The following is a 22,007-nucleotide window of genomic DNA, read 5'->3' as shown; positions in this document are numbered from 1 at the left end:
GCGCATATAAGCACCGTTTCTTCGCCTTTGGAACACCCCGTTTGCGTACCCCATGGGAAGCAGGAAAAGAATCTAGTTTTTGCTCAAAAAGTAGAAAAGGTGAGTAGTTTTTTCTGCTCACGACATTATTAACGACGGCATTTTTTTATTGATTGCTCGCCTTGAGAAATGGGCTCAGGGGGCCTGACTGCCTGAGGTCTGCCTGCTGCCCGGGCACGATATATGAGGCCGCCGAGGCATAGGATTTTGACCGCAAATCTTTCCCCGCCCTGCCGCTGGGGCAAGGCTTGCACGCTCGCCGATAGAGGCAATACATAGACGATGGGCGGGATTTCCCGGAAAATCCGCAACCGGCGTGGAGGACGCTTCCTTGAAGCGCGCGCCCGGATAGAAGGCGACAGGGAGAGACAGGTGGCAAAAGCAGCCAAGACGACAGCCGCGGCGAAAGCAAAGGCCAAGGCCGCCGCCGAAAGCGATGCGCCCAAGGCTGCCAAGACCAAAGCAACGCCCAAGGCAAAGGCGGCGGCAAAGCCGGCCGCCGCCAAGCCCGCGGCGACAAAGACCAAGGCCGTAGCCGCGAAAGTGGGCAAACCGGCAACCGCAAAAGCGGAGGCTGCCCAGCCGAGCGCCGCCAAGCCTGTCTCGAAGAGCTTGCCGAAGGCGATCACCGCGCTCACTGTCGGCCTGCCGGAAAAGCCTTGGCTGAAAAGCTATCCGAAGAACATGCCGGCCGAGATCGGCGCCCTGCCCTACAAGTCCATCGGCGAGTTCCTGGTCGGCGCCTGCAAGCAATTCGGCGGGCAGCCGGCCTTTGTGTGCATGGGCAAGTCGATCACCTATGCCGAGCTCGAGCGGCTGTCGGCCGCGTTCGGCGCCTATCTGCAGGCGAGAGGCCTGGAGAAGGGCGCGCGCGTGGCGCTGATGATGCCGAACGTGCTGCAGTATCCGGTGGCGATGATGGCCATACTGCGCGCCGGCTATACCGTGGTGAACGTCAATCCGCTCTACACGCCGCGCGAACTGGAACATCAGCTGAAGGATTCCGGCGCGCAGGCGATCGTCATCCTCGAAAACTTCGCCGGCACGCTGCAGGCGGTGATCGCCAGGACGCCGGTCAAGCATGTCATCGTCGCCGCGATGGGCGACATGCTGGGCGGCCTCAAGGGCGCCATCGTCAACATCGTCGTGCGGCGGGTGAAGAAGATGGTTCCGGCGTGGTCGCTGCCCGGCCATGTCAAGTTCAACGCCGTGCTCAAGACCGGCGCGACCATCGCCTTCAAGCCGCCCACGGTCTCCGGCGACGACATCGCCTTCCTGCAATATACGGGCGGCACCACCGGCGTCTCGAAAGGCGCCGTGCTGCTGCATCGCAACGTGCTTTCGAACGTCGCGCAGAATTCGCTGTGGGTGGAGGACGCCTATACGGTGAAGCCGAAGCCGGCGCATCTCAACTTCATCTGCGCGCTGCCGCTCTATCACATCTTCGCGCTGACGGTGAACGCGCTGATGGGTATGCAGCAGGGCGCGCAGAACGTGCTGATCCCCAATCCGCGCGACATTCCGGGCTTCGTCAAGGAACTGGCGAAATACCCGATGCACATCTTCCCAGGCCTCAACACGCTGTTCAACGCGCTGCTCAACAATGAGGAGTTCCGCAAGCTGGACTTCAAGCCGCTGATCCTGACGCTGGGCGGCGGCATGGCGGTGCAGAAGGGCGTCGCCGAACGCTGGAAGGCGCTGACCGGCTGTCCGGTGAGCGAAGGCTACGGGCTCTCCGAAACCTCGCCTGTGGCGACCGCCAACAAGTTCAGCTCCAGCGACTTCACCGGCACGATCGGACTGCCGCTGCCTTCGACCGAAATCGCCATCCGCGACGACGACGGCAACAACGTGCCGCTAGGCGAAGTGGGCGAGATCTGCATCCGCGGTCCGCAGGTGATGGCCGGCTACTGGAACCGGCCCGACGAGACCGCCAAGGCGATGACCGAGGACGGCTTCTTCAAATCCGGCGACATGGGCTTCATGGACGAGCGCGGCTACACCAAGATCGTCGACCGCAAGAAGGACATGATCCTGGTCTCCGGCTTCAACGTCTATCCCAACGAGCTGGAAGAGGTGGTGGCGCATCATCCGGGCGTGCTCGAAGTGGCGGCGATCGGCGTGCCGGACGAGCACTCCGGCGAAGTGCCTAAATTGTTCGTGGTGAAGAAAGATCCGGCGCTCACCGTCGAGACGCTGATGGCCTATTGCCGCGAGAACCTGACCGGCTACAAGCGGCCGAAATTCATCGAATTCCGCACCGAGCTGCCGAAGACGCCGGTCGGCAAGATTCTGCGGCGGGCGCTGCGGGACCAGGCTTGAGCGATTCCGCCGGCGAGACACCGGAGCGAGGCAAGCCGCTCGATCCGGCGGAATTCATCGAGGCGAACATGCGGCTGGCGCCGGTGCCGTCGCTGCCGGAGGTCCGGCTCTATCAGGCGCATCCCGGCAGCGGCCTGCGGCGGCTGCTCGAACCGGACGACGACAACGGTGTGGACGAGGCCGAGTCGCAGCCGCCCTACTGGGCCTATGCCTGGGCGGGCGGCGCGGTGCTGGCCCGCTATATCCTCGACCGTCCGTCGATCGTCGCCGGTAAGCGCGTGCTCGACCTCGGCGCCGGCTCGGGGCTGGTCGGCATCGCGGCGGCAAAAGCCGGAGCGCGCGCGGTGATCGCGGCGGAGATCGACCGCAACGGCGTGGCGGCGCTCCGCCTCAACGCAAAAGCCAATGGTGTCGCCATCGAGATCGTCGACAAGGACATTACCGCCCGTCCGCCGCCGGCGGTCGAGCTGGTGCTGGCGGGCGACGTCTTCTACGCGCAGGACGTAGGACGGCGGATGATGCCGTTCCTCGACCGCTGCCTCGCCGCCGGCATCGACGTGCTGGTCGGCGATCCCGGCCGCGCCTGGCTGCCCAGGCCACGGCTTTGCCTGCTCGGCGAATACCAGGTGCCGGATGTCGGCGGAAACGGCGGCAGCGAGCCCAGGCCAAGCGCCGTGTTCGCTTTTGTTGCGAAATCCGGTTAGAGCAATTCCAGGAAAAGTGTGAACGGTTTTCCGTCCGGAATTGCGTAAAAACAAGGAGATAGAGCGGTTTGCCGTTTCCGTGAAACGGCGAAACGCTCTAAAGCAGGTCGCGTGAAAAAGGATTCACGCAACCTGCTTTAAGTCTTTGATCTTAAGCATGTCTTTGTCCCGAAACCGGGACCACTTTCGGGAGACATGCTTTAGCCCGCCGGAACGTTCACCCGCGCGGCCAGAAAATCCGGCAGGTCGGCGACCGAATCCAGAACGATGTCCGCCATCGGCGCCAGCGAGTCGCGCGTGCCGGTGCCGGAGAGCACGCCCACCGCCAGGCCGCAGCCGCCGGCGCGTGCCATTTCCAGATCATGGCGGTTGTCGCCGACCATGGCGATCTCGCCGGGCTTCAACCCGGTCAGGTCGCAGAAGGCGACCACCGTGTCGGGCGCCGGCTTGGAGTTGGCGACGGCGTCATAGCCGAAGGCGGCGTCGAAGAGCTGCGCGATGCCCAGCGTGGCGAGCGTCCGTTCGGCGCCGCTGGTCGAATCGTTGGTGGCGACGCCCATGCGATAGGATCGTTTGTGCAATGTCCGCAACGAGTCGATGACGCCCGGCAGCGCGACCGCCATGGCCGACCCTTGCACCGAGGTAATCTCATTGAAGCGGGCAACGGCGTGCATCTGGTCCTCGTCGGACAGACGCGGGAACCAGAGCTCGACGACGTCCATGTTCGAGCCGGAGGCGAAGATCGAATCGGGCTTGAAGCGTTTCGTGACGAAGTCGAAGCCGGCGGCGGCCAGCAGCCGATCCGCTTTCCAGCGGTCGCCCTCGGCGGCATCCATCGCCATGAAGTCGGCGACGCCGAGCCAGGTTGTGTTGAAGTCGACAAGCGTGCCGTCCTTGTCGAAGAGAATTCCCTTGATGTCTGCCAATCCTTTTACTCCGAACCGCGCAAGTGGTGGATGTGTCCCACCAGACCGGCAGTCGAGGCGTCGCGTTTTGCGGCAGTCTCCTTGCCCTCAACGACAGGCAGCAGGCCCGTCGCCAATTCCTTGCCGAGTTCGACCCCCCACTGGTCGAAGGAATTGATGTTGAACAGCGTGCCCTCGACGAAGACGCGATGTTCATAAAGCGCGATAAGCCGACCCAATGTACGCGGATCGAGCTTGCGGTAGAGGATGGTGAGCGACGGGCGATTGCCCGAGAAGACGCGGTGCGGCGCGATGCGGTCGACGTCGGCCGGCTTCATTCCCTTGGCCAGCATCTGCGCGCGCGCCTCTTCCAACGTGCGCCCCTTCATGAAGGCCTCCGACTGCGCCAGGCAGTTGGCGAGCAGAAGGTCGTGCTGGTGTTTCAATTCGGGCTCGTGACCGACAGCGGCGGCGAGGAATTCGACCGGGATGAAGTCGGTGCCCTGGTGCAGGAGTTGGAAGAAGGCATGCTGGCCGTTGGTGCCGGGCTCGCCCCAGACCAGCGGCCCGGTCGGCGTGGCGACCGCGGTGCCGTCCAGCGTGACGCTCTTGCCGTTCGATTCCATGTCGAGCTGCTGCAGATAGGCCGGCAGACGCGACAGGCGCTGGTCGTAAGGGATGACGGCACGGGCCGGATATTTGCAGACGACGCGATGCCACCAACCGATCAGCCCGAGCAGCACCGGCAGGTTCTTTTGCATCGGCGCGGTACGGAAATGCTCGTCCATCTCATGCGCGCCGTCGAGGAAAGCGCGGAAGTTGCGCGGGCCGACGGAAATCATCACCGGCAGGCCGATGGCGCTCCAGACCGAGTAGCGGCCGCCGACCCAATCCCAGAAGCCGAAGACGCGGTCTTGTTCGATGCCGAATTTGGCCACGAGGTCGAGCGCGGTCGAGACGGCGGCGAAATGCTTGCCGACCGCTTCCTTGCCCAGCGCCTTCTGCACCCAATCGCGCGCCGTCTCGGCATTCGTCATCGTCTCGACCGTGGTGAAGGTCTTGGAGGCGATGATGAACAAGGTCGTTTCCGGGGAGAGGCCCTTCAGCGTGTCATGGATATGGGCGCCGTCGACATTGGAGACATAGTGCGCGCGCGGCCCGTCGTGATAGGGCGCGAGCGCCAGCGTCACCATCGCCGGGCCGAGGTCCGAGCCGCCGATGCCGATGTTGACGATGTCGGTGATCTTCTTGCCGGTGGCGCCGGCCGCCTTGCCCGAGCGGATGGCGTCGGCGAAGGCGCCCATGGCGTCGAGCACGGCAATCACGTCGGCCTTGGTGTCCTGGCCGTCGACGATCACGCTCTTGCCGGTCAGGTTGCGCAGCGCGGTGTGCAGCACGGCACGGTTCTCGGTGATGTTGATCTTCTTGCCTTCGAACATCGCCGCGCGGCGTCCCGCGAGATCGGCCGCGCCCGCGAGCTTTTCCAGCATCGTCATCGTGTTCGCGTCGACCGCGCATTTCGACCAGTCGAGCAGAAGGTCTCCATCGGTGGCGGAAAATGTCTCGAAGCGCTTGGGATCGGCGGCGAAGGCCTCGCGCATCGAGCCCTTGGCCGCCGCGCGCTGATCGCGCAAGGCAGCAAGTTGCTTGTCGAAGGATGACTGGTCCACTGGCGGGCTCCTGGCGGGTTTTTAGACCATTTTAACAGGCCGGATGTTTCCGGCGCGTGTCGGCGCGTCATTCTATCGAGCCGATTTCCATTTCGTTCAAGCGTGGGATTGCCGCACTGCATCACGCTTTGATGAGGGTGGTGTTGGACGGTGAAGGGGTACCGTGCGCCGGTGGCGACGATGCTGCGCATCGCGCCTTTATGGTGCCGCGACGATGCTTTGCATCGCGCTTTGACGCGGGGCGACGACGCTGTGCGTCGCGCTTGGGTCGGTGCCGCGACGATGCTGCGCATCGCGCTTTGACGCGGGGCGACGACGCTGTGCGTCGCGCCTGATAGATCACTGGCATAAATCCCAGCGATCAGAAAAATTGATTGGCGCAACCCCTTATGCCACCCATACACTCCACTGGTCCAGCCAAGTGAAAACAGCTGGCCATCCGAGGAAGATTTCCCATGCCACAGCGCAATGACACGGCCATATGGTCCGGCCTGTTCCGGATTTCGGCTGAATCCGGCCAGACCCTCCAGGCGCAGATCCGCCAGGCGATCGTCGCGGCCATTCTCGACCGACAGATCGCCGCCTCGATGCCGTTGCCGTCGTGCCGAATTCTCGCGGAAAAACTTGGAGTTGCCCGCGGCACGGTGGTACTGGCCTTTCAGCAGTTGGTCGACCAGGGGTTCCTGGTGGCGCGCGAGCGGCGCGGCCATTTCGTCAATCCGGACGTGCTGGCCACCCCCGCCAAGCCGCATCAGAAGGCGCCCGACCAGCAGAACGAGATCGACTGGAAGGCGCGCCGGCAGATCGCCGCAAGCGACATGCCGCCGCCGGCCAAGCACGACAACTGGATCAAGTCCTCCTATCCGTTCGTCTACGGCCAGTTCGATCCGGCGCTGTTTCCGACCGCCGAATGGCGCGAGTGCAACCGCATGGCGCTGGCGGTGCTCGAGATCCGCAACTGGGCGTCCGACATGGTCGACCGCGACGATCCGCTGCTGATCGAGCAGATCCAGGCTAGGCTTCTGCCGCGGCGCGGCATCTTCGCCAATCCGGACGAGATCATCGTGACGCTGGGGGCGCAGAACGCGCTCTACATGCTGGCCACGCTGTTGATGACCAAGGGCTCGAAGGTGGCGATGGAAGACCCAGGCTACCCGGACGCGCGCTCGATCTTCCGGTTGGCCGGCGCCGATATTCAGCCGGTCCCGGTCGACCAGTCGGGCATCGTAACGTCTTCTATTCCCAGCGATTCCGGCTTCGTCTTCGTCACGCCCAGCCACCATTGCCCCACCATGGTGCCGCTGTCGGCGGAGCGGCGGCAGGATCTCCTGGCGCGCGCCAACCGCAACAACCAGATCATCATCGAGGACGGTTATGACAGCCAGTTGCTCGACGAGGCGCCGCAGCAGGCGCTGAAGAGCCTCGATCGCTCGGGCCGCGTCATCTATGTCGGCTCGATGTCGAAGACATTGGCTCCAGGTCTCAGGCTCGGCTACATCGTCGCCTCGGCGGGGCTGATCGCCGAGCTTCGCGCGCTGCGCCGCTTCATGCTCAGGCACCCGCCGGCAAACAACCAGCGCGCCGTCGCGCTGTTCCTGTCGCTCGGCCATCACGAGGCGCTGGTGCGCAGGCTTTCCACCGCCTTCGACGAACGGCGCAAGCGTCTGGTCCATGCGATTTCCGCTTTCCTGCCAGAATGGCGCTCGACCGACTCGGCGGGCGGCACATCGCTCTGGCTGGAGGGGCCGCGCGGCACCGATTCACGCGGACTGGCGGAAGCCGCCGCTTCGCGCAGCGTCATCATCGAGCCAGGCGACCGGTTCTTCGACCGCAGCGAAAAGCCCTCTCGTTTCATGCGCTTGGGCATCTCCTCGATCTCGCTGCAGCATATCGAGCCGGGCATCCGCGAACTTGCCACCGCGGCCGGACGCAGGCCCGCCGCCGCCTGATCGCCACAGACATCCTGAAAAGGAGCCGGCGCAGCGCCGGCTCTTTTTGTTTTGGCGCGCACCTGTTGCTTTAGAGCCCTGGCATATTCGACGGAAATGGCTGGCCCATAGGCTGTGCCAATGCCGGCGGCATAGTCGGGGCCAGAAGGGGACGAGGCAGACCGATGGTGGACCAACCGCCGCGGACCGCCTCGCAGATAAAAGACAAAGGTGGAGTGCTTCCATGTCAGTGGCTCTTGAGAAGCAGGAAGCGTCAGCGGACCAGCGTTCGCGGCGTTCCGGCGGACGCGAAGCGCGCCGCGCGATGCGGGCGGCGCCTTTGGCCGACGATATCCGTCCGGTGCGGGCGGGGCTTGAAGGCGGCAGCTATGGTCCGTTGAGCCAGAACGACCGCGAACGCATCCACGAAGCAGTGCTGACGCTCCTCGAGACGGTCGGCTTCGCCAACGCCATCCCGTCCTGCATCGAAGCGCTGACCCGGGTCGGCGGTATTTATGGCGACGACGGCCGCATCCGGCTGCCGCGCGCGCTGGTGCTGGACACGATCAAAAAGGCGGCGCGCAACTTCACCCTCTACGGCCAGGATCCGAAGCACGACATGCTGATCCAGGGCAAACGCGTGCACTACGGCACGGCGGGCGCGGCGGTGCATCTGGTCGATGTCGAGAAGCGCGAATACCGCGAATCGCTGCTGCAGGATCTCTACGACGCCGCCCGTCTCGTCGACGGGCTGGACAACATCCATTTCTTCCAGCGCACCATGGTTCCGCGCGACATTCCCGATCCGCTCGATATGGATTTCAACACGCTCTATGCCTGCGTGATGGGGACGTCCAAGCATGTCGGCACCTCGTTCACCGTGCGCGAGAACGTCAAGCCGGCGCTGGAAATGCTCTACGCGATCGCCGGCGGCGAGGAGAATTTCCGCGCGCGGCCGTTCGTGTCGAACTCGAACTGCTTCGTCGTGCCGCCAATGAAGTTCGCCGAGGACGCCTGCGGCGTGCTCGAAGCCTGCGTCGAAGGCGGCATTCCGATCCTGCTGCTCTCCGCCGGCCAGGCGGGCGCTACGGCACCCGCCGCGATCGCCGGCGCCGTCGTGCAGGCGGTGGCGGAAGTGCTGATGGGCCTGGTCTATGTCAATGCCATCAAGCCTGGGCATCCGGCGATCTTCGGCACCTGGCCGTTCGTCTCGGACCTCCGCACCGGCGCCATGTCCGGAGGCTCGGCCGAGCAGGCAGTGCTGACCGCGGCCTGCGCGCAGATGGCGCAATATTATGATCTGCCGGGTGGTTCGGCCGCCGGCATGACGGATTCGAAACTGCCCGACATCCAGTCCGGCTATGAAAAGGGCATCACCGACGTGATGGCCGGTCTTGCCGGCCTCAATCTCGTCTATGAGTCAGCCGGCATGCATGCCTCGCTGCTTGGCTTCTGCCTGGAAAGCCTGATCATCGACAACGACATGCTGGGACACTGCCTGCGCTGCGTGCGCGGCATCGAGGTGACCGACGAGGCGCTGTCGATCGACACCATCGCCGATGTCTGCATGAAGGGTCCCGGACACTATCTCGGCAACGACCAGACGTTGAAGCTGATGCAGACGGAATATTTCTATCCCGCCGTCGGCGACCGTTTCTCGCCCAAGGAATGGAACGAAAAGGGCCGGCCCGACATCCTGTCGCGGGCAATCGCGGAGAAGAAGCGCGTGCTTGCCGAGCGTTTCCCGCGCCACGTCTCGCGCCTGCTCGACGACAAGCTGCGCGCCCGCTTCGGCGAGATGATCAAGCTGCCGCGCAGCGGCATGGGCGGGTGAGCTCCATCATTCGACGGTCAGCCGGTAGCGCTCGACGACTTCGGCATTGATCAGCTTGGCGTGCAGCGTCATCAGCACGATCTGCGCATCAAAGCTGTCGCCGGCCTCCAGCGCCGCCTCGATGCGGCGCTCGACCGCCAATGTCGGCTCCCGGCCGTTGGCCTGCTCGAACACCTCCGGTCCGGCAACGCAATAGCCGCAGAGCTGCGCCACGGATTGATAGGCGTCCGCCGGCGGTTCGTCCGGCCAGCGGTCGTTCATCAGGTTGACGATGGTGAGCTTCACGCCCTCGGGAACCAGGGCGGGATGCAGGTCGGCCGCACGCAGCGCCTCGTCGAGCTGGCGCAGATCGCCGGAGCGGCCGAACATGCCGAGGAAGCCGAGGGAAGAACGCCGTTTCGCCACTATATCTCTCCCCTTCGCAGGCTGCCGAGGTCGAGCTTATCTGTGGGTTCCGTCGAGACGAAACAAGGGCAACAGAAAAGGGCGACCCGCCATCGGCGAGCCGCCCTCATGATTTAGCCGACTACACGATCAGTGATTGTCGCGCGGCACGCCGCTGGTGTGCGCGACGTCCTGGTACTTCACCGCCGGCTTCAGCACCATGCCGGCCGAGAACTGGTCGACCATGCCGCGCTGGATCTCCTGCCAGGGCGTCTGGTGCTTGGGATAGTGATAACCGCCATTGCCCTGCAGCGCGGCGCGCCGCTTGGCGATCTCCTCGTCGCTGACGAGGATATTGGCCGTGCCCTTCTTGAGGTCGATGCGGACGCGGTCGCCGGTCTTGAGCAGCGCAAGGCCGCCGCCGATCGCGGCTTCCGGCGAGGCATTGAGGATCGACGGCGAGCCGGACGTGCCGGACTGGCGGCCGTCGCCGATGCAGGCCAGCGCATGGATGCCCTTCTTGATGAGGTAGGCTGGCGGCTGCATGTTGACCACCTCGGCGCCGCCCGGATAACCGACCGGACCGGCGCCGCGCATGAACAGGATCGTGTGCTCGTCAATGCCCTGCGCCGGGTCGTCGATGCGGGCGTGGTAATCCTCCGGCCCGTCGAAGACCATGGCGTTGCCTTCGAAAGCCTCAGGGTCGTTCGGGTTGGAGAGATAACGCTCGCGGAATTCGGGCGAGATGCCGCTGGTCTTCATGATGGCGGAATCGAACAGATTGCCCTTGAGATTGATGAAGCCGGCATTGGCCTTGAGCGGCTTGTCGGCGCTGCGGATGACATCCTGGTTCTCGTTGACGGCATCCCTGCAATTGTCGCCCATCGACTTGCCGTTGACGGTGATGGCATCGGGATGCGGCAGCAGGCCGCCCTTCATCAGTTCGGCAACGACGGCCGGCACGCCGCCGGCATGGTGATAGTCCTCGCCGAGATACTCGCCCGTCGGCTGCAGGTTGACCAGCAGCGGAATGTCGAGGCCGATCTTCTGCCAGTCATCATTGTCGAGCGGCACGCCGAGATGGCGTGCGATGGCGTTGAGGTGGATCGGCGCGTTGGTCGAGCCGCCGATGGCCGAGTTGACGACGATGGCGTTCTCGAAGGCCCCGCGCGTCATGATGTCGGACGGTTTCAGGTCCTCATGCACCATGTCGACGATGCGCTTGCCCGTCTCGTAGGCGATCTGGCCGCGTTCGCGATAGGGCGCGGGGATGGCGGCCGAGCCCGGCAACTGCATGCCGAGCGCCTCTGCCAGCGAATTCATCGTTGTGGCGGTGCCCATGGTGTTGCAATAGCCGGTCGAGGGTGCCGAGGAGGCGACGATGTCCATGAACTCGTCATAGTCGATCTCGCCGGCCGAAAGTCTTTGCCGGGATTCCCAGACGATGGTGCCGGAGCCGGTGCGCTTGCCCTTGTGCCAACCGTTCAGCATCGGGCCGACCGACAGCGCGATCGCCGGAATGTTGACGGTGGCCGCCGCCATCAGCAGCGCCGGCGTGGTCTTGTCGCAGCCGATGGTCAGCACGACGCCGTCGAGCGGATAGCCGTAAAGCACCTCGACGAGGCTGAGATAGGCAAGGTTGCGGTCGAGCGCGGCGGTCGGGCGCTTGCCGGTCTCCTGGATCGGATGGCACGGAAACTCGAACGGGATGCCGCCCATCGAGACGATGCCCTCGCGCACGCGCTTGGCGAGCTCGAGATGATGCCGGTTGCAGGGCGAAAGGTCGGAACCGGTCTGCGCGATGCCGATCAGCGGCTTGCCCGACATCAGCTCGGCGCGCGTCAGGCCGTAATTGAGGTAACGCTCGAGATAGAGCGCCGTCATGCCCGGATTGTCGGGATTGTCGAACCACTCCTGCGAGCGAAATTTCTTCTTCTTGGTGGGGGCGCCTGCCATGGTGGTCTCCGTATTTGTATGACAAATCGATAGGACAATGCGCTCATGCAGGCAAGAGGCAGGCGCAGCCAGAACCCGGACTTTGGTGCGATAGACTTGTCCCGGCCCGCGCGCTACGACCAATCGGCATCAGCAAACGCGGGAGGTCTTGATGGCTTTGGTGATCGAAGGCGAGGAGCGGATCGCCGCACCCGTCGAGAAAGTGTGGGAAGCCCTCAACGACCCGGAAATCCTGAAGGAGGCGATTCCGGGCTGCCAAAGCCTGGAAAAGACGTCGAACACCGAGATGGCGGCGACCGTGGTGCTCAAGATCGGGCCGATCAAGGCGACCTTCAACGGCGAAGTCACGCTGAAGAACCTCAAGCCACCGCATTCCTACACCATTCAGGGTGAGGGCAAGGGCGGCATTGCCGGCTTCGCCAAGGGCGGCGCCGACGTGACGCTGACCGCCGACGGGCCGGATGCGACAGTGCTCACATATGCCGCCAAGGCCGAGGTCGGCGGCAAGATCGCCCAACTCGGCAGCCGACTGATACAGTCGACTTCGAAGAAACTGGCCGGGCAGTTCTTCTCGACATTCGGCGAGAAGGTCGGCGCCTGACCCTCCCCTCAAGGGAAAGGGTTTATTCGAACACGATGCTGGGCACGGCGGCTTCGGCCGCGCCGCGCTCTTGCTGGACCCGATCCCAGACCTTCAATGCGATGTCGCGGTAGATCTTCGCCTCGGCGCCCTCCGGCTTCGAGGCGACGACCGGGGCGCCGGCGTCCGAGCTCTCACGGATGCCCATTTCCAGCGGCACCTCGCCGAGGAAGGTGACACCGAGGCGCTCGGCCTCGCGGCGCGCGCCGCCATGGCCGAAAATGTCGTAGCGCTTGCCGGTGTCCGGCGCGAGGAAGTAGCTCATATTCTCGACGATGCCGAGCAGCGGCACATCGACCTTCTTGAACATGTTGAGGCCCTTGCGCGCGTCGATCAGCGCCAGGTCCTGCGGCGTCGAGACGATGACGGCGCCGGCGAGCGGCACCTGCTGGGCCATGGTGAGTTGGGCATCGCCGGTGCCGGGCGGCATGTCGACGACCAGCACGTCGAGCGGACCCCATTCGACTTCGCGCAGCATCTGCGTCAGCGCCGACATCACCATCGGGCCGCGCCAGATCATCGGCGTCTCCTCATCGACGAGGAAGCCCATCGACATCACCTTGAGGCCGTAATTCTGCATCGGCTTCAGGATCTTGCCGTCGACGGTCTGCGGCCGGCCGTGGATGTTGAGCAGCCTGGGCATCGATGGGCCATATATGTCGGCATCGAGCACGCCGACCTTCAACCCGTTGGCAGCAAGGCCGAGCGCCAGGTTGACGGCGGTGGTCGATTTTCCGACGCCGCCCTTGCCAGAGGCGACCGCGATGATGGCGTCGATGCCTGGCACCCCGCGCTTGCCATGGCTCTGCGATGCGGGCGCGTGCGGCGCGGGACGCTGCGGCGGCGGAGCGGCGGGCCGCGGGGCGGCAGGGCGCGCCGGAACCGGCGCTTCCATGCCGCCGCCCTTCTTCTCCGCCGTCAGCGCGACGACGGCGCTGGCGACGCCGGGGATCGCCTTCACCGCGCGTTCGGCGGCGGCGCGCAACGGCTCCAGCTCCTGGGCGCGGGCGGCGGGAACGGTGATCGAGAAGAATACCTTGGAATCGGCGATGAAAATCTCCGAGACCATGCCGAGATCGACGATGTTGCCGGTAAAATCCGGCCCGTTCACCGTCTTCAGGCGCTCGACGACGGATTCCTTGGTAACGGACATGATCTTTCCTCGGGGCGTTGGCGTTCCAGATAGTGCAGTTTGCCGGCAGAACCAAGCCGTGGCGCAATGGCTCGCCCGGCGTGCCCCGGAAAGCGACGGATGGAGTCGGATTTGGCCAGGGCCATGGCGCGGATTCGGGGCCAGGTCATGGCCAAACGACCCGCCCGCGCTATTTCCATTGCCATCACGACAACCGGGGAAGGAGACAGCCATGCTCGAAAACAGCAATGTGACAGCCAATCTCGCGGTGAAGGACATCGCCAAGGCAAAGGCGTTCTACGAAGGAACGCTGGGCCTCAGCCAAGTGGACGACATGGAGGGCGAACTGATCGTCTACAAAAGCGGTGATACTCTCATCAATGTCTATCACTCGCAATTCGCCGGCACCAACAAGGCGACGGCCGCAACCTGGGCAGTGGGCGACCGGATCGAGCCTATCGTCAAGTCGCTGAAGTCGAAGGGCATCACCTTCGAGCACTACGATATGCCTGGACTGTCGCTCGAAGGCGACATCCATGTCGGCTCCGGCATGAAGGTGGCCTGGTTCAAGGACCCCGACGGCAACATCCTGAACCTGGTGGGCGAATAATGCCGCAGCCGCGATCCGGGCCGCATCATGCGGCCAAGCGCGTCGCGAGATAGGTCAGTGCGGAGATCGCCGCCGTCGCCGGCAGCGTGATCACCCAGGCGACGACGATGTTGCCGGCGATGCCCCAGCGCACGGCAGAGACGCGGCGGGCGGCGCCGACGCCGATGATAGCGCCGGTGATGGTATGCGTCGTCGAAACCGGAACGCCGAGCCAGGTGGCGGCGAAAAGCGTCAAGGCGCCGCCGGTCTCGGCGCAAAAACCCTGCATCGGGTTCAGCCGCGTGATCTTCGAGCCCATGGTGTGGACGATGCGCCAGCCGCCGAACAGCGTGCCCAGCGCCAGCGCCGACTGGCAGGTGAGCACCACCCAGAGCGGCACATAGAAAGTCGGGCCGAGCGCGCCTTGCGAATAGAGCAGCACGGCGATGATGCCCATGGTTTTCTGCGCGTCGTTGCCGCCATGCCCAAGCGAATAGAGCGAGGCGGAAAAGAACTGCAGCACGCGGAACGTGTTGTCGACGGCGAACGGCGTCTGGCGCACGAACAGCCACGAAACAATAAGAACAAGGACGAGCGCCAGCACGAATCCGGTCGCCGGCGACAGCACGATGGCAGCGACCGTCTTGCCGAGCCCCGACCAGACGATGGCGCCGGTTCCGGCCTTGGCGACACCGGCGCCGACCAGCCCGCCGATCAGCGCGTGCGAACTGCTCGACGGGATGCCTGCGACCCAGGTGACGATGTTCCAGACGATGGCGCCAACGAGCGCGGAGAAGATCACCGCCGGCGTGACGATGCTGGCGTCCACGATGCCTTTTCCGACCGTCTCGGCGACATGAAGGCCGAAGAACAGGAAAGCGATGAAATTGAAGAAAGCCGCCCAGAACACCGCGTAATGCGGCCTCAGCACCCGGGTGGAGACGATGGTTGCAATCGAATTTGCGGCGTCGTGCAGGCCGTTGAGGAAATCGAAGAACAGCGCCACGGCGACGAGGCCGATCAGCAGGGGAAAAGCGATCGTGGCTTCCATCGCCTAGACGTTCTCGATGACGATGCCGCTGATCTCGTTGGCGACATCCTCGAAACGGTCGACCACCTTCTCCAACTGGCCATAGATCTCCGAGCCGATCAGATAGGCCATGGCGTCGCCGCGGCCGTGGCGCCTGAACAGGTCCTTCAGGCCCTGCTCGTGCAGATCGTCGGCGCGGCCCTCGACGCGCATCACCTCCTCGGCGATGGCGTTGAGGCGCGCTGCGTTGGCGCCTACCTTGCCGAGCAGCGGGATTGCCTCCGCGACCAATCGGGCGGCCTGGACGATGACGCCGCCCATTTCCCGCATCAGCGGGTCGAACTCGCTGACCTCGAACAATTTCACCGTCTTGACCATCTTGTGCATCATGTCGATGGCGTCATCCATCGACTGGATCAAGTCCTTGATGTCGCCGCGGTCGAGCGGAGTGATGAAGGAGCGTCGAACGGCAAGCAGAACCTCAGCGGTGATGCCGTCGGCCTCGTTTTCGAGATCGACGATCTTCTGGCACCAGCGGTCGATGTCCTTGCCCTGGAGAAGCTGCTCAAGGGCCTCGGCGCCGCCGACCACGGTGCGCGAATGCCGCTCGAACAGATCGAAGAAGCGATCCTCGCGCGGCAACAGCTTGCGAAACCAGCCCAGCATGTCGTCCCTCCTTGCTTCCGCCTATCCCACATAACGCCATGGGCGGCGCGGGAAAACAGATAGCCGGCTCAAAAATGTGGACGAGGTCGATTGCGCATGCGTCTTGCGAAGCGGGGCGATTTCCCCGACCTTGGGCAAACCGCTGCGGATCGGACGGCATGATCGACAAACTGGAATTCTTCATCGCTTTGGCCAAGGAGGAGCATTTCGGCCGGGCCGCGGAGGTGTGCGGCGTGACCCAGCCGACCTTGTCGGCCGGCATCAAGCAGCTCGAGGAGCAGCTCGGCGTCATGCTGGTGCTGCGCGGCTCGCGCTTCCAGGGCCTGACGCCGGAAGGCAAGCAGGTGCTGACCTGGGCGCGCCGCATCGTCGGCGACACAAGGACGATGCGCGAGGAGATGCGCGCGGCGCGCCACGGCCTTGCCGGCCGCATCCGCATCGCGGCGGTCCCCACTGCGTTGGCCATGGTGGCGCGGCTGACGACGCCGTTCCGCGAAAAGCATCCGGGCGTCACCTTCTCGGTGCTGTCGCGCACCTCGATCGAGGTGCTGACGCTGCTCGGCAATTTCGATGTCGATGCCGGCATCACCTATCTCGACAACGAGCCGCTCGGGCGCGTCACCAGCGTGCCGCTCTATGACGAGCGCTACCAGCTGATCACGGCGGTCGGGAACCCATATTCCGACCGCGACAAAGTGACGTGGGCCGAGATCAGCCAGCTGCCGCTGTGTCTTCTCACGCCGGATATGCAGAACCGCCGCATCATCGACCAGCATTTGGCGGAAGCCGGCGTGCAGGTGCGGCCGACGCTGGAATCCAATTCGATGATCGTGCTCTTCTCGCATATCCGTACCGGCAAATGGTCGTCGATCATGCCGCTCAACCTTGCGGAAACATTCGGCTTTTCCGAACCGATCCGGGCGATCCCGATCGTCGAGCCGGATGCCAGCCACACGGTCGGGCTGGTGGCGGCGCCGGGTGAGCCGCACACGCCGCTGGTGCAGGCGCTGCTGGACGAGGCGATGGCGCTGGCGGACGATTTCCGCGCCCACCGCTAGGTTAGACAATGCGGGCTGCCCGATTTCGATAGAAATTTTCTATCGAGCGACGGGAGCGCTTTATTGATTTCGGAGGTTTCCTCTGATTTCGTAAGGACTTAGCGATATTGCGCCCTATGCATGTCGTTGCCCCGAAATCGCACTATATCCAGGGGTGACATACATTGGCCGCCACGACCAGGGAGGGCGCTGCGTGATCATGCAGGCCGCAAGTACCGAGATCGCGTTGCGCACGGCGGCGATCATTGACGAGATGAAGGGCCTGGAAGGTCCGCTGCTGCCGATCCTGCACAGCATACAGGAAGAGTTCGGGCACGTTCCGAAGGACGCGCTGCCGGTGATCGCCGACGGGCTGAACCTCTCCCGGGCCGAGGTGCACGGCGTGGTCAGCTTCTATCACGATTTCCGCGCCAAGCCAGCCGGACGGCACGTGCTGAAGCTTTGCCAGGCAGAAGCCTGCCAGTCGATGGGCTCGGACGCCGTCGCGGCCAAGGTCAAGCAGTTGCTCGGCATCGATTTCCACGAGACCACGCGCGACGGATCGGTTACACTGGAGCCGGTCTACTGCCTCGGGCTTTGCGCCTGCTCGCCGTCGGCGATGCTCGACGGCGAAGTCATCGGCCGGCTCGATGACGACAAGATCGAAGAGATCGTCGCGGAGGTACGTTCATGATCCCGCGCATCTATATCCCGGCAGACTCCGGCGCGCTGGCGCTCGGCGCCGAAAAGGTCGCCAAGGCGATCGAGAAGGAACTCAAGGAGCGCGGCGTCGAGGCCAAGATCGTGCGCAACGGCTCGCGCGGCGCCTATTTCCTGGAACCGATGGTAGAGGTCGCGACCGCCAACGGCCGCGTCGCCTACGGACCGGTGAAGGCGTCCGACGTCAAGAGCCTGTTCGACAGCGGCTTTCTCACCGGCGGCCACCACAAGCGCTGGCTGGGCTCGCCCGACAAGATCCCCTTCTTCGCCAAGCAGACGCGGCTGACCTTCGCGCGCTGCGGCATCAACGACCCGCTGTCGCTCGACGCCTACAAGTCGCTGGGCGGTTTGCGCGGCCTGCAGAACGCCGTCGCCATGACGCCGGCCGATGTGGTCAAGCAGGTGACCGAGTCCGGCCTGCGCGGTCGCGGCGGCGCAGGTTTCCCGACCGGCATCAAGTGGAAGACGGTGCTGGATACGGCGGGCGAGCAGAAATACATCGTCTGCAACGCCGACGAGGGCGACAGCGCCACGTTCGCCGACCGCATGATCATGGAAGGCGATCCCTTCGTGCTGATCGAAGGCATGGCGATCGCCGGCGTCGCCACCGGCGCGACCAAGGGTTTCGTGTATATCCGCTCGGAATATCCGCATGCGGTGGCGACGATGAACAAGGCCGTCGCCATCGCCCGCAAGGCGGGCGTGCTGGGCGTCAACGTGCTGGGTTCGCCCAACGCTTTCGACATGGAGATCCGCGTCGGCGCCGGCGCCTATGTCTGCGGCGAGGAAACCTCGCTGCTGAACAGCCTCGAGGGCAAGCGCGGCGTGGTGCGCGCCAAGCCGCCGCTGCCCGCCATTCAAGGGTTGTTCGGCAAGCCGACGGTGATCAACAATGTGATCAGCCTGGCCTCGGTGCCTGTAATCATGGACAAGGGCGCCGCCTACTACAAGGATTTCGGCATGGGCCGCTCGCGCGGCACGATCCCGATCCAGATCGCAGGCAACGTTCGCAATGGCGGCCTGTTCGAGACGGCCTTCGGCCTGACGCTGGGCGAAATCGTCGACGACATCGGCGGCGGCACGGCTTCGGGACGTCCGGTCAAGGCGGTGCAGGTCGGCGGCCCGCTCGGCGCCTATTTCCCGCGCGCTTTGTTCGACACGCCCTTCGACTACGAGGAATTCGCCAAGCGCGACGGTCTGATCGGCCATGCCGGCATCACGGTGTTCGACGACACGGCCGACATGCTGAAGCAGGCGCGCTTCGCCATGGAGTTCTGCGCCATCGAAAGCTGCGGCAAGTGCACGCCCTGCCGCATCGGCTCGACGCGCGGCGTGGAGGTTCTGGACAAGGTCGCCGCAGGCATCGAGGCGGAGAAGAACCTCGCTCTGGTCACCGACCTCTGCAACACGATGAAGTTCGGATCGCTCTGCGCGCTGGGCGGCTTCACGCCCTATCCGGTGATGAGTTCGATCACGCATTTCCCCGAGGATTTCAAGCCCGCGCCGGCGCGCGTGGCGGCTGAATAGGAGCTGGCAGATGAACATCAAGGCCGACTTCCCGACACTCATCGAAGAGATCGACTACGGAACGCCGGAGTCGAAGGCAACGAAGCAGATCACGCTGACCGTCGACGGGCAAAGCATCACCGTGCCGGAAGGCACGTCGATCATGCGCGCGGCGATGGAAGGCGGGGTCGAGATCCCGAAGCTCTGCGCCACCGACATGCTGGACTCCTTCGGCTCCTGCCGCGTCTGCCTGGTCGAGATCGAAGGGCGCGGCGGCACGCCGGCCTCCTGCACGACGCCGGTCGGCGAAGGCATGGTGGTGCGCACGCAGTCGGACCGGCTCGACGCCATCCGCCGCGGCGTCATGGAACTCTATGTCTCGGACCACCCGACCGGCTGGAACGAGAAGGCCGGCACCGGCGCCAGCGAATTCGACGCGGTGGCAAAGTCGGTCGGTCTCTCCGAGAACCGCTACGGCGTTGAAGGCCGCAACCACGTCAAGGAAGAAGGCGGTGTGGCGCCCGGCCATGGCTCGCTGGCGGTCGACTACATCGCCCGCGACGAATCCAACCCCTATTTCACCTACGATCCGGCGCAGTGCATCGTCTGCTCGCGCTGCGTGCGCGCCTGCGAAGAGGTGCAGGGCACCTTCGCGCTGACCATCGAGGGCCGCGGTTTCGAGTCGCGCATGGTCGCCGGCATGCATGAGGATTTCATCGCTTCCGAATGCGTCTCCTGCGGCGCCTGCGTGCAGGCCTGCCCGACCGACGCGCTGCGCGAGAAGACCGTGCTCGAAAAGGGCATGCCGGAGCGCTCGGCCGTCACCACCTGCGCCTATTGCGGCGTCGGCTGCTCGTTCAAGGCCGAAGTCAAGGATGACGAGGTCATCCGCATGATGCCCTACAAGGACGGCAAGGCGAACCACGGCCATTCCTGCGTCAAGGGCCGCTTCGCCTATGGCTATGCCACGCACAAGGACCGCATCCTGTCGCCGATGGTCCGCGAGAAGATCACCGACCCGTGGCGCGAAGTGAGCTGGGAAGAGGCGATCGCCCACACGGCGAAAGAGTTCCGCCGCATCCAGTATCAGTATGGACGCACCGCGATCGGCGGCATCACCTCGTCCCGCTGCACCAACGAGGAGACCTACCTCGTCCAGAAGCTGGTGCGGCAGGGCTTCCGCAACAACAATGTCGACACCTGCGCCCGCGTCTGCCACTCGCCGACCGGCTACGGTCTCGGCCAGACCTACGGCACCTCGGCCGGTACGCAGGATTTCGACTCGGTCGAATTCACCGACGTCGCCGTCATCATCGGCGCCAATCCGGCTTCCGCGCATCCGGTGTTCGCCTCGCGGCTGAAGAAGCGACTGCGCCAGGGCGCCAAGCTGATCGTGCTCGATCCGCGCCGCACCGAGATGGTCAAGTCGGCGCATGTCGAGGCCGACTACCACCTGCCCCTGAAGCCCGGCACCAACGTGGCGGTGCTGACGGCGCTGGCGCATGTCATCGTCACCGAGGGCCTGTTCGACGAGGCCTTCATCCGCGAACGCTGCGACTGGGCCGAGTTCCAGGACTGGGCGTCCTTCGTTGCCCTGCCGGAAAACAGCCCGGAAGTTGTCGGCCAGTTGTCCGGCGTCGATCCCGAACTGATCCGGGGCGCCGCGCGCATGTATGCCAAGGGCGGCAACGGCGCGATCTATTACGGCCTCGGCGTGACCGAGCACAGCCAGGGCTCGACCACGGTGATGGCGATCGCCAATCTCGCCATGGCGACCGGCAATATCGGCCGTCCCGGCGTCGGCGTGAACCCGCTGCGCGGCCAGAACAATGTGCAGGGCTCCTGCGACATGGGTTCCTTCCCGCATGAATTGCCGGGCTACCGGCATATCTCGGGCGAGGCGGTGCGCGACATCTATGAGAGCCTGTGGGGCGTGAAGCTGGACGACGAGCCCGGCCTGCGCATCCCCAACATGCTCGACGCCGCCGTCGACGGTTCGTTCAAGGGCATCTACATCCAGGGCGAGGATATCCTGCAGTCCGATCCCGACACCAAGCATGTCGCCGGCGGCCTTGCGGCTATGGAATGCGTGGTGGTGCACGATCTCTTCCTCAACGAGACGGCGAACTACGCGCATGTCTTCCTGCCGGGCTCGACCTTCCTCGAGAAGGACGGCACCTTCACCAATGCCGAGCGCCGCATCAACATGGTGCGCAAGGTCATCGAGCCGAAGGCGCGCTATGCCGACTGGGAAGCGACGCAGGAACTCGCCCGCGCCATCGGGCTCGACTGGAACTACACGCATCCCTCGCAGATCATGGACGAGATCGCCAAGACGACGCCAAGCTTCGCCAATGTTTCGTTCGAGCTACTCGACCGCGTCGGCTCGGTGCAGTGGCCCTGCAACGACAAGGCGCCGCTCGGCACGCCGATCATGCATGTCGAAGGCTTCGTGCGCGGCAAGGGCAAGTTCATCCGCACCGAATATGTGGCGACGGACGAGCGAACCGGCCCGCGCTATCCGCTGCTGCTGACCACCGGGCGTATCCTGTCGCAATACAATGTCGGCGCGCAGACCAGGCGCACCGAGAATTCGATGTGGCACGCCGAGGACCGGCTGGAGATCCATCCGCATGACGCCGAAGTTCGTGGCGTGCGCGAAGGCGACTGGGTGCGGCTGGCGAGCCGTTCAGGCGAAACCACGCTGCGCGCGCTGATCACCGACCGCGTCTCGCCCGGTGTCGTCTATACGACGTTCCACCACCCGGACACGCAGGCCAACGTGATCACGACCGATTTCTCGGACTGGGCGACCAACTGTCCGGAATACAAGGTCACCGCCGTGCAGGTGGCGCCGTCCAACGGCCCGACCGACTGGCAGAAGGACTACAACAAGCAGGCCACGCAGAGCCGCCGCATCGCTCCGCTGGCGGCGGCGGAGTAGT

The 22,007-nt window shown here is 64.6% G+C and carries 17 protein-coding genes; 10 read left to right on the top strand and 7 right to left on the bottom strand.

Annotated elements, in window-relative coordinates:
- The first annotated feature begins 411 nt into the window (after positions 1-411).
- On the top strand, positions 412-2,361 hold the full coding sequence (locus WDX12_RS12510) for a long-chain fatty acid--CoA ligase (RefSeq protein WP_434725070.1): 1,950 nt from the start codon (positions 412-414) through the stop codon (positions 2,359-2,361).
- A complete protein-coding gene (locus WDX12_RS12505; RefSeq protein ID WP_434725069.1) occupies positions 2,358-3,065 on the top strand; it encodes a class I SAM-dependent methyltransferase in 708 nt (235 codons plus the stop codon). The genes WDX12_RS12510 and WDX12_RS12505 overlap by 4 nt, the downstream gene beginning before the upstream one ends.
- A gap of 200 nt (positions 3,066-3,265) precedes the next feature.
- Here the strand turns inward: WDX12_RS12505 and WDX12_RS12500 are convergent, their stop codons facing one another.
- Entirely contained in the window at positions 3,266-3,991 is a 726-nt protein-coding gene (locus tag WDX12_RS12500) for an HAD family hydrolase (protein ID WP_320294407.1), read from the bottom strand.
- A 5-nt stretch (positions 3,992-3,996) separates the two neighbouring features.
- A complete protein-coding gene (gene pgi, locus WDX12_RS12495; protein WP_434725617.1) occupies positions 3,997-5,604 on the bottom strand; it encodes a glucose-6-phosphate isomerase in 1,608 nt (535 codons plus the stop codon).
- Positions 5,605-6,095: 491 nt separating this feature from the next.
- On the opposite strand from pgi, the gene WDX12_RS12490 reads away from it, so the two are divergent.
- Positions 6,096-7,589 carry a PLP-dependent aminotransferase family protein gene (locus tag WDX12_RS12490; RefSeq protein WP_140647084.1) on the top strand — a complete coding sequence of 498 codons (1,494 nt, stop codon included), beginning with the start codon at positions 6,096-6,098 and terminating at the stop codon, positions 7,587-7,589.
- Between the two features lie 223 nt (positions 7,590-7,812).
- Positions 7,813-9,402, top strand: a complete 1,590-nt coding sequence (locus tag WDX12_RS12485) for a trimethylamine methyltransferase family protein (protein WP_434725068.1) — start codon at positions 7,813-7,815, stop codon at positions 9,400-9,402.
- Positions 9,403-9,408: 6 nt separating this feature from the next.
- Here the strand turns inward: WDX12_RS12485 and WDX12_RS12480 are convergent, their stop codons facing one another.
- Both WDX12_RS12480 and WDX12_RS12475 read right to left on the bottom strand, forming a co-directional pair.
- Positions 9,409-9,807: a hypothetical protein gene (locus WDX12_RS12480; protein ID WP_320294404.1), complete on the bottom strand. Its 399-nt coding sequence runs from the start codon at positions 9,805-9,807 to the stop codon at positions 9,409-9,411.
- A gap of 129 nt (positions 9,808-9,936) precedes the next feature.
- Positions 9,937-11,742 carry an IlvD/Edd family dehydratase gene (locus tag WDX12_RS12475; RefSeq protein ID WP_320294403.1) on the bottom strand — a complete coding sequence of 602 codons (1,806 nt, stop codon included), beginning with the start codon at positions 11,740-11,742 and terminating at the stop codon, positions 9,937-9,939.
- Positions 11,743-11,893: 151 nt separating this feature from the next.
- Here WDX12_RS12475 and WDX12_RS12470 point away from each other — a divergent pair, with 151 nt between their 5' ends.
- Positions 11,894-12,343, top strand: a complete 450-nt coding sequence (locus WDX12_RS12470; RefSeq protein ID WP_434725067.1) for an SRPBCC family protein — start codon at positions 11,894-11,896, stop codon at positions 12,341-12,343.
- 22 nt (positions 12,344-12,365) lie between these two features.
- Here the strand turns inward: WDX12_RS12470 and WDX12_RS12465 are convergent, their stop codons facing one another.
- Complete coding sequence (locus tag WDX12_RS12465; protein ID WP_320294401.1) at positions 12,366-13,535, bottom strand: Mrp/NBP35 family ATP-binding protein; 1,170 nt, start codon at positions 13,533-13,535, stop codon at positions 12,366-12,368.
- A gap of 211 nt (positions 13,536-13,746) precedes the next feature.
- Here WDX12_RS12465 and WDX12_RS12460 point away from each other — a divergent pair, with 211 nt between their 5' ends.
- Positions 13,747-14,124, top strand: coding sequence for a VOC family protein (locus WDX12_RS12460; RefSeq protein ID WP_320294400.1), 378 nt, complete (start codon positions 13,747-13,749; stop codon positions 14,122-14,124).
- Between the two features lie 25 nt (positions 14,125-14,149).
- On the opposite strand, the gene WDX12_RS12455 is transcribed toward WDX12_RS12460, so the two are convergent.
- A complete protein-coding gene (locus WDX12_RS12455; protein WP_320294399.1) occupies positions 14,150-15,154 on the bottom strand; it encodes an inorganic phosphate transporter in 1,005 nt (334 codons plus the stop codon).
- Between the two features lie 3 nt (positions 15,155-15,157).
- On the bottom strand, positions 15,158-15,799 hold the full coding sequence (locus WDX12_RS12450; RefSeq protein WP_434725066.1) for a DUF47 family protein: 642 nt from the start codon (positions 15,797-15,799) through the stop codon (positions 15,158-15,160).
- A 158-nt stretch (positions 15,800-15,957) separates the two neighbouring features.
- Here WDX12_RS12450 and WDX12_RS12445 point away from each other — a divergent pair, with 158 nt between their 5' ends.
- The 4 genes from WDX12_RS12445 to fdhF all read left to right on the top strand — a co-directional run bounded on the left by WDX12_RS12445 (position 15,958) and on the right by fdhF (position 22,006).
- A complete protein-coding gene (locus WDX12_RS12445; protein ID WP_320294397.1) occupies positions 15,958-16,857 on the top strand; it encodes a LysR family transcriptional regulator in 900 nt (299 codons plus the stop codon).
- Positions 16,858-17,050: 193 nt separating this feature from the next.
- Positions 17,051-17,530, top strand: coding sequence for a formate dehydrogenase subunit gamma (locus WDX12_RS12440; protein WP_434725065.1), 480 nt, complete (start codon positions 17,051-17,053; stop codon positions 17,528-17,530).
- A complete protein-coding gene (locus WDX12_RS12435; protein ID WP_434725064.1) occupies positions 17,527-19,083 on the top strand; it encodes a formate dehydrogenase beta subunit in 1,557 nt (518 codons plus the stop codon). Before WDX12_RS12440 ends, WDX12_RS12435 begins: the two co-directional genes overlap by 4 nt.
- Before the next feature lie 10 nt (positions 19,084-19,093).
- Positions 19,094-22,006 (top strand): formate dehydrogenase subunit alpha, encoded by a 2,913-nt coding sequence (gene fdhF / locus WDX12_RS12430; protein WP_434725063.1) that lies wholly within the window; start codon positions 19,094-19,096, stop codon positions 22,004-22,006.
- Position 22,007 lies beyond the last annotated feature (1 nt).

The sequence above is a fragment of the Mesorhizobium sp. RIZ17 genome, from assembly GCF_051127865.1.
GTDB lineage: Bacteria > Pseudomonadota > Alphaproteobacteria > Rhizobiales > Rhizobiaceae > Mesorhizobium > Mesorhizobium humile.
The sequence above is the reverse complement of the archived record's forward strand: the minus strand, read 5'-3'. Positions and strand labels throughout refer to the sequence as shown.

Coding starts and splice junctions, on each gene's coding strand:
- WDX12_RS12490 (WP_140647084.1), top strand. CDS start 6,096: ATGCCACAGCGCAATGACACGGCCATATGGTCCGGCCTGTTCCGGATT.
- WDX12_RS12485 (WP_434725068.1), top strand. CDS start 7,813: ATGTCAGTGGCTCTTGAGAAGCAGGAAGCGTCAGCGGACCAGCGTTCG.
- WDX12_RS12475 (WP_320294403.1), bottom strand. CDS start 11,742: ATGGCAGGCGCCCCCACCAAGAAGAAGAAATTTCGCTCGCAGGAGTGG.
- WDX12_RS12470 (WP_434725067.1), top strand. CDS start 11,894: ATGGCTTTGGTGATCGAAGGCGAGGAGCGGATCGCCGCACCCGTCGAG.
- WDX12_RS12465 (WP_320294401.1), bottom strand. CDS start 13,535: ATGTCCGTTACCAAGGAATCCGTCGTCGAGCGCCTGAAGACGGTGAAC.
- WDX12_RS12460 (WP_320294400.1), top strand. CDS start 13,747: ATGCTCGAAAACAGCAATGTGACAGCCAATCTCGCGGTGAAGGACATC.
- WDX12_RS12455 (WP_320294399.1), bottom strand. CDS start 15,154: ATGGAAGCCACGATCGCTTTTCCCCTGCTGATCGGCCTCGTCGCCGTG.
- WDX12_RS12450 (WP_434725066.1), bottom strand. CDS start 15,799: ATGCTGGGCTGGTTTCGCAAGCTGTTGCCGCGCGAGGATCGCTTCTTC.
- WDX12_RS12445 (WP_320294397.1), top strand. CDS start 15,958: ATGATCGACAAACTGGAATTCTTCATCGCTTTGGCCAAGGAGGAGCAT.
- WDX12_RS12435 (WP_434725064.1), top strand. CDS start 17,527: ATGATCCCGCGCATCTATATCCCGGCAGACTCCGGCGCGCTGGCGCTC.
- fdhF (WP_434725063.1), top strand. CDS start 19,094: ATGAACATCAAGGCCGACTTCCCGACACTCATCGAAGAGATCGACTAC.